The sequence below is a fragment of the Chlorogloeopsis sp. ULAP01 genome (assembly GCF_030381805.1).
In the GTDB taxonomy this organism is placed as follows: Bacteria; Cyanobacteriota; Cyanobacteriia; order Cyanobacteriales; family Nostocaceae; genus Chlorogloeopsis.
Map to the genome: position 1 here is coordinate 116,793 of NZ_JAUDRH010000001.1, position 16,005 is coordinate 132,797.

15 protein-coding genes and 1 tRNA gene are annotated in these 16,005 nt (G+C 41.4%); 10 read left to right on the forward strand and 6 right to left on the reverse strand.

Annotation, left to right across the window (positions count from 1 at the left end; translation table 11 throughout):
* Positions 1-30: 30 nt before the first annotated feature.
* The 7 genes from QUB80_RS00590 (at position 31) to QUB80_RS00620 (ending at position 5,921) form a co-directional block, all read left to right on the forward strand.
* The gene (locus tag QUB80_RS00590) at positions 31-1,032 is read left to right on the forward strand and encodes an anti-sigma factor antagonist (RefSeq protein ID WP_289787560.1); all 1,002 of its coding nucleotides are present in this window, start codon (positions 31-33) and stop codon (positions 1,030-1,032) included.
* Positions 1,033-1,607: 575 nt separating this feature from the next.
* Positions 1,608-2,879 carry a glycosyltransferase family 4 protein gene (locus tag QUB80_RS00595; protein ID WP_289787561.1) on the forward strand — a complete coding sequence of 424 codons (1,272 nt, stop codon included), beginning with the start codon at positions 1,608-1,610 and terminating at the stop codon, positions 2,877-2,879.
* A gap of 197 nt (positions 2,880-3,076) precedes the next feature.
* On the forward strand, positions 3,077-3,673 hold the full coding sequence (gene yqeK, locus QUB80_RS00600; RefSeq protein ID WP_289787562.1) for a bis(5'-nucleosyl)-tetraphosphatase (symmetrical) YqeK: 597 nt from the start codon (positions 3,077-3,079) through the stop codon (positions 3,671-3,673).
* A gap of 122 nt (positions 3,674-3,795) precedes the next feature.
* The gene (gene rsfS / locus QUB80_RS00605; protein WP_289787563.1) at positions 3,796-4,257 is read left to right on the forward strand and encodes a ribosome silencing factor; all 462 of its coding nucleotides are present in this window, start codon (positions 3,796-3,798) and stop codon (positions 4,255-4,257) included.
* Positions 4,254-4,754, forward strand: coding sequence for a CGLD27 family protein (locus QUB80_RS00610; RefSeq protein WP_289787564.1), 501 nt, complete (start codon positions 4,254-4,256; stop codon positions 4,752-4,754). The genes rsfS and QUB80_RS00610 overlap by 4 nt, the downstream gene beginning before the upstream one ends.
* Positions 4,755-4,850: 96 nt before the next feature.
* A complete protein-coding gene (locus tag QUB80_RS00615) occupies positions 4,851-5,804 on the forward strand; it encodes an asparaginase (protein ID WP_289787565.1) in 954 nt (317 codons plus the stop codon).
* 40 nt (positions 5,805-5,844) lie between these two features.
* Positions 5,845-5,921: transfer RNA gene (locus QUB80_RS00620), tRNA-Met, on the forward strand.
* 693 nt (positions 5,922-6,614) lie between these two features.
* Here QUB80_RS00620 and QUB80_RS00625 read toward each other — a convergent pair.
* Together QUB80_RS00625 and QUB80_RS00630 are read right to left on the reverse strand one after the other, a co-directional pair.
* On the reverse strand, positions 6,615-8,147 hold the full coding sequence (locus tag QUB80_RS00625; protein WP_289787566.1) for a SagB/ThcOx family dehydrogenase: 1,533 nt from the start codon (positions 8,145-8,147) through the stop codon (positions 6,615-6,617).
* A gap of 162 nt (positions 8,148-8,309) precedes the next feature.
* Positions 8,310-8,849: a DUF4359 domain-containing protein gene (locus QUB80_RS00630; RefSeq protein ID WP_289787567.1), complete on the reverse strand. Its 540-nt coding sequence runs from the start codon at positions 8,847-8,849 to the stop codon at positions 8,310-8,312.
* Between the two features lie 185 nt (positions 8,850-9,034).
* On the opposite strand from QUB80_RS00630, the gene QUB80_RS00635 reads away from it, so the two are divergent.
* The gene (locus QUB80_RS00635) at positions 9,035-9,907 is read left to right on the forward strand and encodes an aldo/keto reductase (protein ID WP_289787568.1); all 873 of its coding nucleotides are present in this window, start codon (positions 9,035-9,037) and stop codon (positions 9,905-9,907) included.
* 58 nt (positions 9,908-9,965) lie between these two features.
* A complete protein-coding gene (gene ilvC, locus QUB80_RS00640) occupies positions 9,966-10,961 on the forward strand; it encodes a ketol-acid reductoisomerase (RefSeq protein ID WP_289787569.1) in 996 nt (331 codons plus the stop codon).
* Positions 10,962-11,453: 492 nt separating this feature from the next.
* Here ilvC and QUB80_RS00645 read toward each other — a convergent pair whose 3' ends face one another.
* The 4 genes from QUB80_RS00645 to QUB80_RS00660 all read right to left on the reverse strand — a co-directional run bounded on the left by QUB80_RS00645 (position 11,454) and on the right by QUB80_RS00660 (position 14,322).
* A complete protein-coding gene (locus QUB80_RS00645; RefSeq protein WP_289787570.1) occupies positions 11,454-11,972 on the reverse strand; it encodes a MogA/MoaB family molybdenum cofactor biosynthesis protein in 519 nt (172 codons plus the stop codon).
* A 93-nt stretch (positions 11,973-12,065) separates the two neighbouring features.
* Complete coding sequence (gene psb28 / locus QUB80_RS00650) at positions 12,066-12,401, reverse strand: photosystem II reaction center protein Psb28 (protein ID WP_289787571.1); 336 nt, start codon at positions 12,399-12,401, stop codon at positions 12,066-12,068.
* A gap of 113 nt (positions 12,402-12,514) precedes the next feature.
* The gene (gene dtd / locus QUB80_RS00655; protein WP_289787572.1) at positions 12,515-12,967 is read right to left on the reverse strand and encodes a D-aminoacyl-tRNA deacylase; all 453 of its coding nucleotides are present in this window, start codon (positions 12,965-12,967) and stop codon (positions 12,515-12,517) included.
* A 248-nt stretch (positions 12,968-13,215) separates the two neighbouring features.
* Positions 13,216-14,322, reverse strand: a complete 1,107-nt coding sequence (locus QUB80_RS00660; RefSeq protein ID WP_289787573.1) for a CobW family GTP-binding protein — start codon at positions 14,320-14,322, stop codon at positions 13,216-13,218.
* Positions 14,323-14,454: 132 nt separating this feature from the next.
* On the opposite strand from QUB80_RS00660, the gene cysS reads away from it, so the two are divergent.
* Positions 14,455-15,969, forward strand: coding sequence for a cysteine--tRNA ligase (cysS, locus tag QUB80_RS00665; protein ID WP_289787574.1), 1,515 nt, complete (start codon positions 14,455-14,457; stop codon positions 15,967-15,969).
* The last annotated feature ends 36 nt before the right edge of the window (positions 15,970-16,005 follow it).

The window sequence follows — 16,005 nt, forward strand, 5'->3', positions numbered from 1 at the left end:
ATTGACACGGCAATGAAAGTACAGGATTTCATGAATAGCCAAACCACAGAGGTAGATGATCCGGTAATGTCATTAAATGATATGGCAGTAGTGCAGGTCTCAAACCGATTGAGCATGCTTGAAGCTGTGGCATTTAAGCAAACCTGTCAAGATTTAATCCAAGCAAATCCAGTTCTTAAAAGAATTATTATCGACTTTCAGCAAACTACTTTCATGGATAGTAGTGGTTTGGGTGCTTTAGTGAGCAATTACAAAATAGCCCAGGAAAAAGGGATCGATCTGATCTTACGGAATGTTACTCCTCAGGTGATGGCAGTACTCAACCTTACAGGATTGGAGGAGGTTTTTCACATTGAATCTGGTAGTAACACCGAAACGCCCTCCAACCGACTATTGGAGGAGCAGCTACCAACAACACATCCCTCCGTACGTTCTTGGACGAAACGGATAATAGACATTGTTGGGGCATTCATAGGGTTAGTCATTACAGGAGTTTTATTTATTCCTATTGCAGTTGCTATTACACTTGACGATCCCGGCCCGATATTATTTAGTCAAACTCGTTGTGGTTGGATGGGCAAGCGCTTTCGGATTTGGAAATTCCGATCAATGTATGTTGATGCAGAAGCTAGGAAAGCTGAACTGGAAAAACACAACCAAGTACAAGGGGCTTTTTTCAAAATTGATAAAGATCCCAGAGTTACCAAAGTCGGAGCCTTTTTGCGACGTACCAGTTTGGATGAACTTCCTCAATTTTGGAATGTCCTTAAAGGAGAGATGAGTTTAGTCGGCACTCGCCCACCTACACCCGATGAAGTAGAGCGTTATGAAGTACCTGAGTGGCAACGGCTAGATGTCAAACCAGGTATGACTGGAGAATGGCAAGTGAATGGACGCTCTAGCATACGTAAATTTGAGGATGTAATTCGTCTAGACTTGCAATATCAAAAAAACTGGAGCTTGGTGTACGATATAAAGCTTATTTTGAAAACAGTAGCCATTTTATTTCACAAAAATAGTGGTGCTGTTTAGCTAGCTTAAAATTTGCAAATCTAGAAGCTAGGAGTAGGGGAGCTTATTTTAGTCACATACTTCCCTACTCCTAAATATTTTTTAGGGTTAGTGTCATTGGGGTAGAAAGTGCAAAATAAAAGGGAAATTTTAACAGAAAATTTCTCATTACCATGCAGAGCATGGTAACGAAAACTGGAGCCTTTGGCTCATGAATAAGAGGCACAGCCTCAATCAATGCTTTTCCAGGCTCCAGCCTGGGAAAGAAACAAGAGTGTGTAATTAATTCTGTCTGAGTACTTATCTGAATTGGAACGCTGACTATAGAAATATTACCTTGATATAAAGGTAATATTTATAGAAGTTTTACGTACGAATAAATACTTAACTACTATTTTTTGTAGTGTGATTTAAAAGTAATAAACATTTTAGTATACTTGAATTGTAAGTATAAAAATTTACTGAAAGTTTAATGAATAGTTACTGACATCAAGAGAATTCAAAGAGAGAATTTAGGTATAACTGTTGTTTTAGAGCGCAAAGCTCATAAAGCAAGAGATTCAACAAATACCAAGCATATTCTGACTAATTTTGATATGCAGATTTTAATTTACTCATACAACTACTATCCAGAACCAATTGGCATTGCTCCTCTGATGACTGAATTAGCAGAGGGACTAGTTAAGCGAGGACATAAAGTGCGCGTAGTTACTGCAATGCCAAACTATCCTGAGCGTCAAATTTATGAAGGGTATAGAAAGAAGTTGTTTTTTACTGAGTATAAAAATGGTGTTCAAATTCAACGCAGTTATGTTTGGATTCGTCCACAACCAAACCTCTTAGATCGGATGTTGCTAGACGCTAGCTTTGTTTTCACCAGTTTACTACCAGCTTTGAACGGTTGGCGTCCTGATGTTATTCTTACCACTTCTCCATCGTTACCGGTTTCTATACCAACTACTATATTGGGATGGTTGTATGGTTGCCCTGTCGTTTTAAACCTTCAAGATATACTACCAGAAGCTGCCATTCACGTCGGTTTGCTTAAAAACAAATTGCTGATTAAAGTTTTTACAGCTTTAGAAAAATTTGCTTACCGCACTGCCACCAAAATAAGTGTTATTAGTGATGGTTTTATAGAAAATTTGCTTGCTAAAAATGTCGAAGTTAATAAACTTTTGCAAATTCCCAATTGGGTTGATGTAAATTTCATTCGTCCCCTGCCAAAAGAAGATAATGCTTTTCGTATTGCTCATAACCTGAATGGCAAATTTGTAGTCTTATATTCAGGTAATATAGCTCTCACCCAAGGTTTAGAAACTGTTGTCAAAACTGCTTCTATGTTGCGGCATATTCCAGATATTGCTTTTGTGATTGTAGGAGAGGCTTCTTGTTTGCAAAGATTGCAACAAGAATGTCAAAGCTGTGGTGCAGATAATGTTTTGTTACTACCTTTTCAACCCCGTGAACGTTTACCAGAGATGCTAGCGGCTGCTGATATTGGCTTAGTAGTACAAAAGAAAAATGTGATCTCCTTCAATATGCCATCGAAAATTCAAGTGCTACTTGCTAGTGGGCGAGCATTGATTGCATCTGTACCCGAAAACGGAACTGCTGCAAGAGCAATCAGACAAAGTGGCGGTGGAATTATCGTTCCCCCAGAAGATCCAGAGGCTCTTGCTCAGGCAATTTTGGACTTATACCAACATCCGAACAAAGTTCAAACTCTGGGTTATAACAGTCGTCATTATGCCACAGAGCAATATGCATTTGAGCAAGCTTTAACTCATTATGAGTCTCTATTCTATACAGTGACAGCAAATAACCCAGTTATGGATTCTACAGTAGTCTCAAAGCAAGAAGTCTAACCTATCTCAAGCTAAGACCACTGTCATCTTGATCAGCTACACCTAAACACAGTAGGCATAATTGTTGAATATAAGCCTTCGCTACAAAAATAGGCTAGATTTGGGCAAACAAACTTCAGATGACAACTCCGTTAGAATAGAAATATCTATTCAATAACATTTGTTGCCACAATCCTGAATTCAGGTGTTCAGCTATTATGCGCCAAAAAGTCTTAGCTTGGTTAGCAGAGAATGTTCCGGCTTCGCGGATTAACCACATTCTCAGGGTTGAGCAAATGGCAGTGGAGCTTGCACAGCATTACAATTTGAATCAACAAAAAGCTGCGACAGCTGGACTAATGCACGATCTAGCAAAATATTTTCAGCCACAAAAACTTTTGCAGATGGCAGAGGTTGAGGGATTGGAAATAGATGAAGTAGTAGCAGCGTCTCCTCATCTTTTGCATGCAGATGTCAGTGCCATTGTTGCCAGAGATACATTTGGTGTTGAAGATGAAGAAGTATTACAAGCGATCGCCAATCACACCTTAGGTAGACCAGGCATGAGTCCTCTGTGCTGTATCGTATCTTTAGCAGATACTCTAGAGCCAGGGCGTGGCAATACCTCAGAATTACAAGTATTAAGACAAATTTGTCGTGAAAATTTGGAGCGGGCTGTTTGGTTGACTTGTGATTACACATTCAAGTTTTTGCTCGAAAGTCCTCGCTTGATTCATCCACGAGCGATCGCTACTCGCAATTGGTTTTTACAAAAATCGAAAGCTAAACATACAATTGCTCAACCAACTGCATAGACATCTGTATTTTTTGTTAGTATTCAAAAAAACCTAATTATTATACAGTTGCAATTCCATGGTCTTTTGCCAACCAAGTAATTGTAAAAAATTGTCAAAAAAGAAAAAGCAGCTGAGGTTTAATGTCTGATTATTTCCAAGCAAACTTCCCATTACAATCAGTCGCTGTGAAAAAAGAAGCGGTAAAAAACCCGCAAATTGATATTAATGCAACAAGTCAAAATGTAGCCGAAACCGTTGCCGAAGCAGCATCAGACCGGAAAGCGGGTGATATTTTGTTACTGAGAGTAGCAGATGTATCTTATCTGGCTGATTACTTTGTGGTGATGACAGGTTATTCAAGAGTACAAGTGAGGGCGATCGCCGATGCGATAGAAGACAAAGTACAACAAGATTGGCAAAGGCGTCCTCTACGGGTAGAAGGTAAAACCGAGGGAAATTGGATTTTGCAAGACTACGGTGATGTGATTGTTCATATTATGATGCCCAAGGAGCGAGAGTTTTATAATTTAGAAGCCTTCTGGGGTCATGCAGAACATATCGAGTTTCCAACATCTGATGATGGTGGGGGTAAACAAACATGATTAAGTCCTCGGTTTCAAATTGCCCTGTTCCCTCCGAACAACAACCGCTAAATGAGTACGAAGAGCTAAAAACATCTTGGCTATTTCGTGATTGCACGCTAGATTGGCGCGAGTATATCACGAAATTAACTTGTATTTGGGGTTTGTCTTGGCCAATTGCCGCAGCAGTAGCAGCAGTCAGCTTTCCCCCACATAAACAAATTGCCCATTTTCTCCTCTGTGGTGCTGCCGGAGCAAGTTTAGGTGTCATACTTACACTGCTGCGATTATACTTAGGTTGGTCTTACATACAACATCGCCTAGCTAGTCCAATCATATTCTATGAAGAATCTGGTTGGTATGACGGCCAAACTTGGACAAAACCACAGGAACTGCTAACCCGCGATCGCTTAATTGTTACCTACCAAATTAAACCTATTATCCAACGGTTACAAATTAGCTTTGCTAGCTTGGCTGTGTTGTTCGTTGCTGGTACGATAGTTTGGCAATTAGTTTAAATTCTCATAAGTCATTGGTTAATGGTTAGTAACTAATAACTAACACATGACAAATGACTAATCACATCAAGACAAAATAGCAATAGATAATCACCCATGACAATGGGAAAACGAACTCAAGCCGCCGTATTGGAAGTTAGGTTGCTGCGTGAAGGCATAATTGAATCAAAGCACATAGTCCAAGCTGTTGTATGCGACGACCGAGGACGAGTGCTTTCTGTTGCCGGAAATGCTGAAACTGCAACATTTGTCCGTTCCGCACTCAAACCGTTTCAGGCACTTGCTGTTACCAGCACAGGCACCCTGGAACGTTACGACCTTAGCGATCGCGACTTAGCAATTATCACCAGTTCCCATAAAGGAACAATACAGCAAGTACGACAGGCATTTAATATCCTTTGGCGAGCTGATATTGACCCTTCGGCACTGCAATGTCCGATTCCTGAAGGCAAACGCAGTCCTCTAGAATACAATTGCTCTGGTAAACACGCAGGAATGCTAGCTGTTTGTCAGCAGTGCAATTGGTCTTTAAATAACTACTTGCAGCGTAAACACCCCGTACAGCAACTGATTATCGCTAAAGTAGCAGAAGTGCTGAAAATGCCAGCCGAGGAATTTATCAGCGTTCACGATGATTGCGGCGCACCCACCTATCTCATGCAGCTTGGGCAAATGGCGTCGTTATATGCTCAACTAGCTGCTAGCAGTAGTTTGGATATGGAGCGTATTGTCCGTGCTATGACTCATCACCCCACGCTGATAGCGGGAGACGGAGAATTTGACACAGAACTAATGCGTTTAGCTCCGGGAGAAGTGGTAAGTAAAGCTGGCGCGGAAGGAGTGCAGTGCATAGGCAGACTCGGTGAAGGAATGGGATTGGCAATTAAAGTTATAGATGGAGCAAAACGGGCAAAGTATGCAGCTGCCATTCATTTGCTCCAACAAATGGGCTGGATTAGTCCGTCTGTTGCCGAAGCCTTATCAGAAAACTTTATGAGCTTGGGTAGATACAAACGTTTAGAAGTAATTGGAGAATTATCGATTTTGTAGTTGCTAAATTTCTGACTTCTAGTTATACTAGAGAAGACGACGCGGGATAGAGCAGCCTGGTAGCTCGTCGGGCTCATAACCCGAAGGTCGATGGTTCAAATCCATCTCCCGCCACCAAATAAAAATTAAATTAAATTCCTATCATCTAGCTAGATGATAGGAATTTGTTTTATTTAGAGATTTGTTGATATCAAATATAAACAACGAACTAGCCAACAGGAACGTATTCTAATACCAATTTAAAAAATGATTGAGGGCAGATGGATTTACCCAACCCAGATACAGAAGATAATTTCCAATTCCATTTTCCAAAATCTAAAATCCAAAATGGTATGAGTCGAGTGCGATCGCTCGACTTTTAAGTCATTTGCCACGAGATTCCTTGACTAATATCCCGCATCCACGCTCTTGTCCGCCAAGAAATAAATTTTGAGGGCTTTTAGCTAAAGTCTACTAAAGTGACTGGGTAAGGTTTTCAGTCAGTTTTCACTGAATTGAACTATAAGTCTAAAACTTCAGTTCTAGGCGTTTTCGGAGTGAGGTGCAAGATAAGTGTTGAGCTATTCCCTCTACGGGTGTGGCAGGATGTTAATGGGAGCATTCCACTTTTTTAATTAATACCCTTCTAGGGTATTGCTACACAAACAAAGCCTGCCTCCGCAAGCTATAAAAACTCATAGTCTGCGTTTTGCGTTCGCCCTTGGCGTTGCCATAGGCTAGCAGTTCCCAAAGGGTAGGCAGGCTTCGTATTTATAGCCCCAGGCTTATAGCCTACGAGCATTTTATAAACTGAAACGCTCCCGATATTAATTATCTGGGTTTTCCTAAAGTGGTAACATACAGCACTGCTTCGTCAGCAGGAATACCCAAAACTTCATTGACTTGATCGTCAAAGAAGCCACCAATACCACTAACGCCTAAACCAAGGCGAATGGCAGCTAAATTTAGTCTTTGTCCTAAATGCCCTGCATCCATGTGTAAGTAACGGTAAACGCGATCGCCATATTGGGCAACAGCTGCTTTCAAATCTGCTGTATGAAATAAAATTGCTGCTGCATCCCTTCCTAAATCTTGTCCCAAGCAAAGAAAGTGTAATTCTTGGCGAAAGTTTTTAAAGCGAATTTGTCGTAATTCTTGGGCTTTAGGTGCGTAATAGTAACAACCTGCCTCTAATCCTTCTATTCCAGAAACAGCGATAAATGTTTCGATTAAATTTAAATCAAAATAATCTGGAGAAATATCTAAATTCTGCTCTATGTAATGTTGAGGTTGGTAAGTAAAGTCAAGTAAGGCTTTTAATTCATCAAAAGTTAAATAATCACCATTGTAAGCACGAGTAGAACGTCGTTTGAGAATAGTTACTTCTAAATCTTCTAACTTTTCGCCCCAACTAATTGGTGTGGTGGCAGTAGAAATCTTTTGACAAAAAGGAAAGTTGTATTTATCTTCTAAAGATTTTTCTTGTTTTACTTCCGGCAAGTTCAATTTGCCAGTTGTACCTGCTTGAATTTCAGTGGCTTGATGAAAGTACTGTAACAACTCACCATCAGGAATTTCAGGATAATTAGTTTCAGTAGCCGAGGGTAGGGCAGTTCGCCAAGTAGGCAAATTTTGTTTGATATCCAATAAATCCGCCAGGGCAACAACAGCGATCGCTCCCTCCTGTTGGCGATCAATATAAAGCAGTTCGTTTATTGCCTCATCCACAAAACCGCCGATTAAATGAGGGCGATAGTCACAAACAGCACTTGCTAATTCGATATTACCTAACAAATGTCCTGTATCCAGAAAAATGCGACGATACGCCCTATCTTCATAGCGCCATGCCGAACGATAGAAAACAGCTGTAACAATAATTGCCAATTGAGTATTTTCCAAGGCAGGATGCCAAAAACAAGCTTTTTGCAAAGCTTGCCAAACATCACTTTCCCAATAGTGCATCAAAGAATGAGTGCGGCACTGGTAGTTATATAAACCTGGCGGTAACAGTTGAGTACCACGAGAAACTACATATACTTCTGCTGGATATAAACCACCAGCACTAGGCGCTGCACGAAGATACACCGCACTTCCCATAGAAGGCATTTTGGCAGTCAGTCCATAACTACAAAATAAAAGTCGTGACAATCTTTGCCACCAATGAGCCTCAGGATTATTAGTAAAATCTTCCTGTTTTTCTTCTATATAAGGTTTGAGGTCAAAAGTGGAGCCAATCTTGTACTCTTTGAATGGTACCGGCTGTTTAGCCCAGTCTAACCTCTTACTTTTTGAAGCAATCGTTTGAGGATCGTATTTAGTGCGCTCGTGGTAGTGCTGTGCGATCGATTGGCGGAGTTCAGGCATAAGAGTTTAAATACGTTGCTGCTACATATCTTGGCATTCCTCAGCGCTATCATTTCGTCATAATTAGTACAAACCTTAGGTTTTTATAGAATGAGCGTCAGAGGTGCATCTATTTACTAAAATTAGCATTTCACAACACCACTCAATCGGATCAAAACTTAGCTATTTTTGAAACGTGAGGAAATTACCGAATACACCTATGGTTTTGAAGTTATATTGAGAAACTTTTGTTGTGTAGGCACTGAAAACAAAAAAGTTTTGTTGCTCGGTTGAATTGGCGATAAATTCTTTAATGCTGCTACTTTGAAAAGTCAGTCCTGTAGCTAAACCAGATTTACAGCTATTGCTTGTAATTTTACTAACTTCTTCCCAGAATAAACCCTGTGTTAGCTTCGGAGTGCGACAAATAGACGTTTGAATTTCAGTGGTAAGTCTTTTGGCAGCATAATCTACGTAAGTATCTTTTTTAGGATTGGTAAATAACATTGCACTAGCAATAGTTATAAATAGAAGTGTACTTTTACCTAAACGGCTTTGTAAAATCATCTTCATAATGTTTTTAATGTATAGTTTCAGGGAAGAATTGGCTATTTGACTTTGAACTACAGCAGCGTATATGTCTATTTCTGAAAATTTTGAGGTAATTAAGTCAACATCAAAACATAGATCTCCGACTTCTTTAAGAAGTCGAAGGTTTAACATAAAATTTTGAAAGAAGTACATTTTAGAGCTAAACAAGACAAGTATAAAAAGAAATAGATTTTTGTGAATTCCTAGTTGTTTATATTGATTTTGAGCAGACAATCAACCATATGAAGGATGGTTTCTGCTCAAAAGTCTGACTAGTTAGTAAATAGTTAATGCTGCTGAAAACACAAGCTAGAAACATGGAAAAAAAACAACTAGGAAACACGGATGTCTATGTTAGCGGTATTGGTTTGGGAGGAATGCCAATGTCACTAAGTAGACGTCCTTCAGAAACCGATTCTATCAATGTTATTCACCGTGCTTTGGATTTGGGGATCACTTTCATTGACACTGCTGATTCCTATTGCAAAGACGAATCTGATAAGCACCATAACGAGCGACTGATTCACAAAGCGTTGCAAACTTACAATGGAGATGCAACTGATGTAATTGTGGCAACCAAGGGCGGTTTGATGCGCCCGCAAGGCAGCTGGACACGCAATGGAAATCCAAAACACTTACGGGAAACTATTCGCGTCAGTTTTGAGGCTTTGGGTGGAAATAAACCAATTGATGTTTGGCAGTACCACGCACCCGATTCCGACTACACAATTGAGGAATCTCTAGCACCAGCTAAAGAAGCAGTAGCTGCTGGAATGATTAAATTTGTGGGAGTTTCTAACTTTTCTGTAGAACAAATTCAACAGGCGCGAGCTATAGTTGACATTGTCTCGGTGCAAAATCAATACAATCCTTGGCATCGTCAGCCGGAATTTGATGGTGTCTTAGAGTACTGTGAAAAAGAAGGTTTGACCTTTTTGCCTTGGAGTCCCTTTGGTGGTAGTCGCCGCCACGAAAACTTGCAAGATATTCCTGCGATCGCAAAGTTAGCTAAGGAAAAAAGTGTATCGGTTTATTGTATTGTGCTGGCGTGGTTGCGTTCCAAATCACCATGTATCTTGCCTATTCCTGGTGCTAGCAAGATTTCCAGCATAGAAGATTCGGTTCACGCTTTTGAAGTAAAATTATCTCATGATCAAGTGCAAATAATTGATCGAGAAACGGCATCATGATCCGGTAAAATAACAAGTCTGCGATTAAACAGGATGCTTGCTGACGGGAGACGCACTTATGGCTCGGATGTATTACGACACAGATGCAAATTTAGACCTTTTAGCCGGAAAAACAGTTGCCATCATCGGTTATGGTTCCCAAGGTCATGCCCACGCCCTTAATCTTAAGGATAGCGGTGTGAACGTGATTGTCGGATTATATCCGGGTAGTAAGTCAGCGACTAAGGCTGAGGCAGCAGGCTTAACTGTAAAAAGTGTGGCAGATGCAGCTAAAGCAGCCGACTTAATTATGATTTTGTTACCTGATGAGGTACAAAAAGCTGTTTATAAAAATGAAATTGAGCCTTATTTAGAAGAAGGAAATGTGTTAGCTTTTGCTCACGGGTTCAATATTCATTTCGGGCAAGTCGTGCCACCTCCTTTCGTTGACGTGATCATGGTAGCACCCAAAGGGCCGGGACATTTAGTACGGCGGACTTACGAACAAGGACAAGGAGTACCTTGTCTATTTGCTGTATATCAAAATGCTTCTGGGCAAGCGCGCGATCGCGCTATGGCATATGCTAAAGGTATCGGTGGTACTCGTGCAGGCGTTCTGGAAACTACCTTCCGTGAAGAGACTGAAACCGACTTGTTCGGCGAACAAGCTGTGTTGTGCGGTGGTTTGAGTGCTTTAATTAAAGCCGGATTTGAGACTTTAGTTGAAGCCGGGTATCAGCCAGAGTTGGCTTATTTTGAATGTCTTCACGAAGTCAAATTGATTGTTGACTTAATTGTGGAAGGTGGACTTGCCAAAATGCGTGATAGTATTTCCAATACTGCGGAATACGGTGATTATACCCGTGGCCCCAGAGTTGTGAATGAGCAAACGAAAGCAGAAATGAAGAAGATTCTGCAAGAAATTCAAACTGGGCAATTTGCACGGGAATTTGTCCTAGAAAACCAAGCTGGTAAACCTGGATTTACTGCTATGCGTCGTAAAGAAGCTGAACACTCCATCGAGGAGATTGGTAAAGATTTACGAGCTATGTTTAGTTGGATGAAGAAGGATTAATTAAATAAAGGCAGAGGGCAGAGAGCAGCGCACCCTTGCGGGTTAAGCGCGTCGAGTGCGATTGCCCAGAGGCAGAAGGCAGAAGGAGATCAATACAAATTGCAATGCCATAATACTACCCTGCACAAATCCGAGTAACAGACATCTACAAGTCTGGAAACTCGATTAACGTAACGATTCTTCTGCCACAAAATCTCAAGCCCCTGAATTTCTTAATGAAGAAGGTAAAAGGTTTTTTTGATATCCATAGTGCCAGACAAAAGGTGTTCTTGTTTGAAACTCCTGGATTTATCTATTATGTTCCTTCTGCCTCTTTGAAGCTTTGAGCCTCCTTGTAGAGGAGCAACGCTTTCGGAGGAAACCTCCCTCCGGGTACTCTAACGAGAACCCGCTTCGCGTGTACGCAGTCGCCACAAGTCGGGGAACCCGCCCAAGGCGCTGCTCACCGCACCCTTGCGGGAAGTCGCTCCGCGCCTACAAACTTCTCTCTGCCTACTGCCTTCTGCCTTCCAAACGTAGTAACCCAACCAAGTGAGGGAGTTCTGGCAAAATCAGTTTTTCCATTGCCAGTCGTACAGCATTGCTGGAACCAGGAAGGGAAAATATTAATTTACTTTGATAAATACCGCCAACAGCACGAGATGCGATCGCCCGCGAACCAATTTCTTGATAGCTTAAAAAGCGAAATAATTCCCCAAATCCAGGCAAAGTTTTTTCAAGTAATTTTTCTATGGCATCGTAGGTAGTGTCTCTAGGTGCAATGCCCGTACCGCCATTGAAAATTACAGCATCCAAATTAGAATTTTTACCCAGCACCTCTAACTGCTCCTGAATCTGAACTGGTTCGTCTTTGATAATCGTGTAAGCTCCTATCGTGTGGCTAGCATCACTGAGTAATTGCTGAATTAACTGACCACTTTTATCATTTTCTTTGGAGCGTGTATCACTGACGGTAACAACAGCACAAATGACTGTGATTCTTGATTGCTCAGGGTGTGGCTGGTACATCATAATCTTTTAAATATGGGGATAAAAATATAGAAATATAGGGAGAGATTTCTCCCCCTACTCCCCACTGTCATCTTAAACAGTGATAGCAGTTTATTAAGTTTTATTAAATCCCAAGCCATTTTCTTCTGCATATCGCTGCATAAATCGCATAAAGCGCTCCCATTCTTCTGGAGATTTCATTACATAAACGGCTTCTAATGCTTCTGGCTTACCGTTGATAAATCTACCTTTAACTTCGCGGGTAACTAGTTCGCCCTCTTCATCAATCAAATACATACCTGTGATTTCATCGGTGCTGCCGTTGCTTAATGCTTTAGGATTTTGAAAAATGAACGTCGCTGTACCACTGTTACCAGTTCGCGATCGCGTTAAACGTACTTCTGGAATTACTTCCTCGTTGACACCTTTAGAAAACTGAATTGTTGCCATGATGAGTGAATTTAAAGTTTTGTGATGGTTAAACTAATATTCTCTCATTATTTAGTACTAAGTAGTATTAAGCAGTCTTGATGCGGCTGAAATCTTTGTCTACGTAAAAATAACTAATTAGCTTCTTTTTCTAGTAACAAAGTTACAGGGCCATCGTTTTCAATAGACACTTGCATCATAGCTCCAAATTTACCAGTTTCTACCCTTAAACCACTTTCGCGTAACTTAGTAACAAAACTGTTATATAAATCTTCAGCTGTTTGGGGAACTGCTGAACGGTCGAAAGAAGGACGGCGCCCTTTGCGACAATCACCGTAAAGAGTAAACTGACTTATTACCAATAACTCGCCGTCAATTTCTTGTACAGATTTTTGCCAGCGCTCCCCACCTTCGCGATCAGGAAATAGCCGCAACTCCAAGCATTTACGTACCATCCAGTCAAGCTCGGCATCAGTATCAGTTTCGGCAATACCAACAAGTAAATTTAATCCTCGTCCAATTTTGCCGACAATTTCACCGTCAACGATAACTTGAGATGATTTGACTCGTTGGATGATAACGCGCATAACTAGGGATTAGGGATTAGGGAGCCAGCCGCTCAACGGGGGGAAGCCCCGTTGAGCGGACTGGCGTGATCGGGGGATCGGTGACTGGGTACTGGTGATTGGGTACTGGGAAGAAGAGGACACGGTGACACACAAAGGAGAAAGATTTCCCCATGTCCACGCCAGTCGCGACAACGGAAGAAACCTCTAAGGGCGCGCTGGCTCCCTTGTCTCTCCTGCCTGTTGTCCTCTTCAAGCGTCCCTAGTCCCTACTTCCCAAAGCCTTTGCCACGAGATGTAGAAGGTAAACATACGCAGTTTTCTAGTTGTTCTCGTAACTGCTCGTGATCTAGATTTTGACCAATTAACACCAATTGATTTTTTTTCTCGCCTTTCCACTCCTCATCATCGAGAGTAAAGCGCTTACCACATAGGTGGAAAATATGGCGTTTGGGACTCTCTTCAAACCACATAATTCCTTTTGCTCTAAAGACAGTATCAGGAAGCTGATTATCTAAGAAATATTGAAACTTCCTGATTGCCAAAGGTTGGTCACTTTCAAAAGATAATGAGGTAAAGCCATCATTTTCCAAATGATGGGAATGATGGTGATGATGGTGATGCTCGTGGTTATGATGATGATCGTGACCACATTCTGAATGGTCGTGATCGTGATGATGATCATGATGTTGATGCTCGTGCTCATGAGCTTCATCAGCATCAAAATACTTGTCTGACTCAAACAAACCAACACTGAGAATTAAAGGAAGCGGCACTTGCGATCGCTTGGTGTGGATAATTCTCGCTCCTTCTTTGATTTCCCGGATTTTGGCTTCTAGTGCTTGCAATTCTTCTGGCGAAACCAAATCTGTCTTATTTAAAAGAATTACATCACCATAAGCTATTTGACTGTAAGCTGCTTGAGAATTAAATAAATCCAAGCTGTAATTTGCCGCATCTACAACGGTAATAATCGAATCTAGACGGGTTAGATCGCGCAATTCTGTACCCAAAAATGTCAAGGCAACTGGTAGTGGATCGGCGAGTCCGGTGGTTTCAACTACCAGATAATCGAGATTTTCTTGACGTTCCAAAACTTTGTAAACGGCATCAACCAGATCATTATTAATGGTGCAGCAAATACAACCATTATTTAGCTCCACCATATTCTCATCTGTGGAGATAATTAGCTCGTTATCGATGCCAATTTCACCAAATTCATTTACTAAAACAGCAGTTTTTAAACCTTGCTGATTGCTGAGGATGTGATTGAGTAAAGTAGTTTTTCCGCTACCGAGAAATCCAGTAATAATTGTGACTGGTAACCCTTGTTTAGGAGAATCCATTGAATGAGATTCGGGGGTAACTGCTTGCATAGCGCTGCTGTTAAAAAAGTCAAAATAGAAATGTAGCGCAGAGAGTCCAGAAAACTCTAGCATAGGGATACTGGACATACATCCTAGCTACTCTAATTTATTATTGCGTATATCATTCAGTATTACTGTGTTATGACCCTAACTGTTTACAATACTCTCACTCGTCGCCAAGAACCCTTTGAAACTGTCGAACCAGGAAAGGTAAAAATGTATTACTGCGGCGTGACGGTGTACGACTATTGCCATTTGGGTCATGCTAGAGCTTGTATTGTTTGGGACGTTGTGCGTCGCTACCTACAATTCATTGGCTATGACGTGCGTTTTGTCCAGAATTTTACCGATATTGATGACAAAATCCTCAATCGAGCACGGCAAGAAGGCTCATCAATGAAAGCTGTCGCCGATCGCTTTATCAAAGCCTATTTTGAAGATATGCGGCAGTTGAAAATTAAAGACGCTGATGAGTATCCCCGTGCAACTCACACGATGAATGGCATTCAACGGCTGATTCACGATCTAGAAAACAGAGGTTACGCCTACCCTGCGGAAGGTGATGTCTACTACGCTGTGCGCCAATTTCCTGAGTATGGGAAACTTTCTGGACGCAAGTTAGAAGATTTACAGGTTGGTGCTAGTGAACGAGTAAATGTAGACGATCCAGATTATCAGAAGAAAAGAGAGCCGTTTGACTTTGCCTTGTGGAAAGCAGCAAAATCAGGAGAACCTTATTGGGAGTCACCTTGGGGTAAAGGACGTCCAGGGTGGCATATTGAGTGTTCTGCGATGGTACGCGATCGCCTGGGTGAAACTATTGACATCCACGCTGGCGGTGCTGATTTGATTTTTCCCCACCATGAAAATGAAATTGCCCAATCTGAGGCAGTGACGGGTAAACCATTAGCTCGTTACTGGCTGCACAACGGCATGGTGAAAGTCGATGGTGAGAAAATGTCTAAATCTTTGGGTAACTTTATCACCATTCGCGAATTACTGGAGCGAGGTGTAGATCCAATGGCATTGCGATTGTTTGTGTTGATGGCACATTATCGCAAACCGATTGATTTTACCGATGAAGCGATCGCTGCCGCCACCAACGGTTGGCAAACCCTCAAAGAAGGCTTGCTTTTTGGTTATAAACATGGGAAAGAACTAGGGACTAGGGACTGGGGACTAGAGACTAGGAAAGAAACTAATCAACGTGAACTAGACTCTTCCCAGTACCCAATCACCAGTACCCAGTCCCCAATGCCCGATCCCTACATAGAGCGTTTCCAAAAAGCCGTGAATGATGACTTTAATTTTCCTGGTGGGTTAGCTGTGTTGTTTGAATTAGCTAAAGAACTGCGTCGGGAGGGGAATCTTTTGGTGCATGAAGGAAAAACCGACACACCACCAGAGGAGTTATTTGAACAATGGCAAACTCTACTAACCTTGGCGGGAGTTTTAGGTTTAGAAGCTCAAATTGAGGAGGAAAAACCAAATAGTGATGGTTTAACTGATGCAGAAATTGAAGCCTTGATCCAAAAACGCCAGGAAGCCAGAAAAGCGAAGAATTTTGCTGAAGGCGATCGCATTCGCAATGAACTACAAGCCCAAGGCATTACCCTCATAGATAAACCCCAAGGCACGGAGTGGCATCGAAATTGAAGGATGAAGGATGAATTAATACAATATTTCATCCTT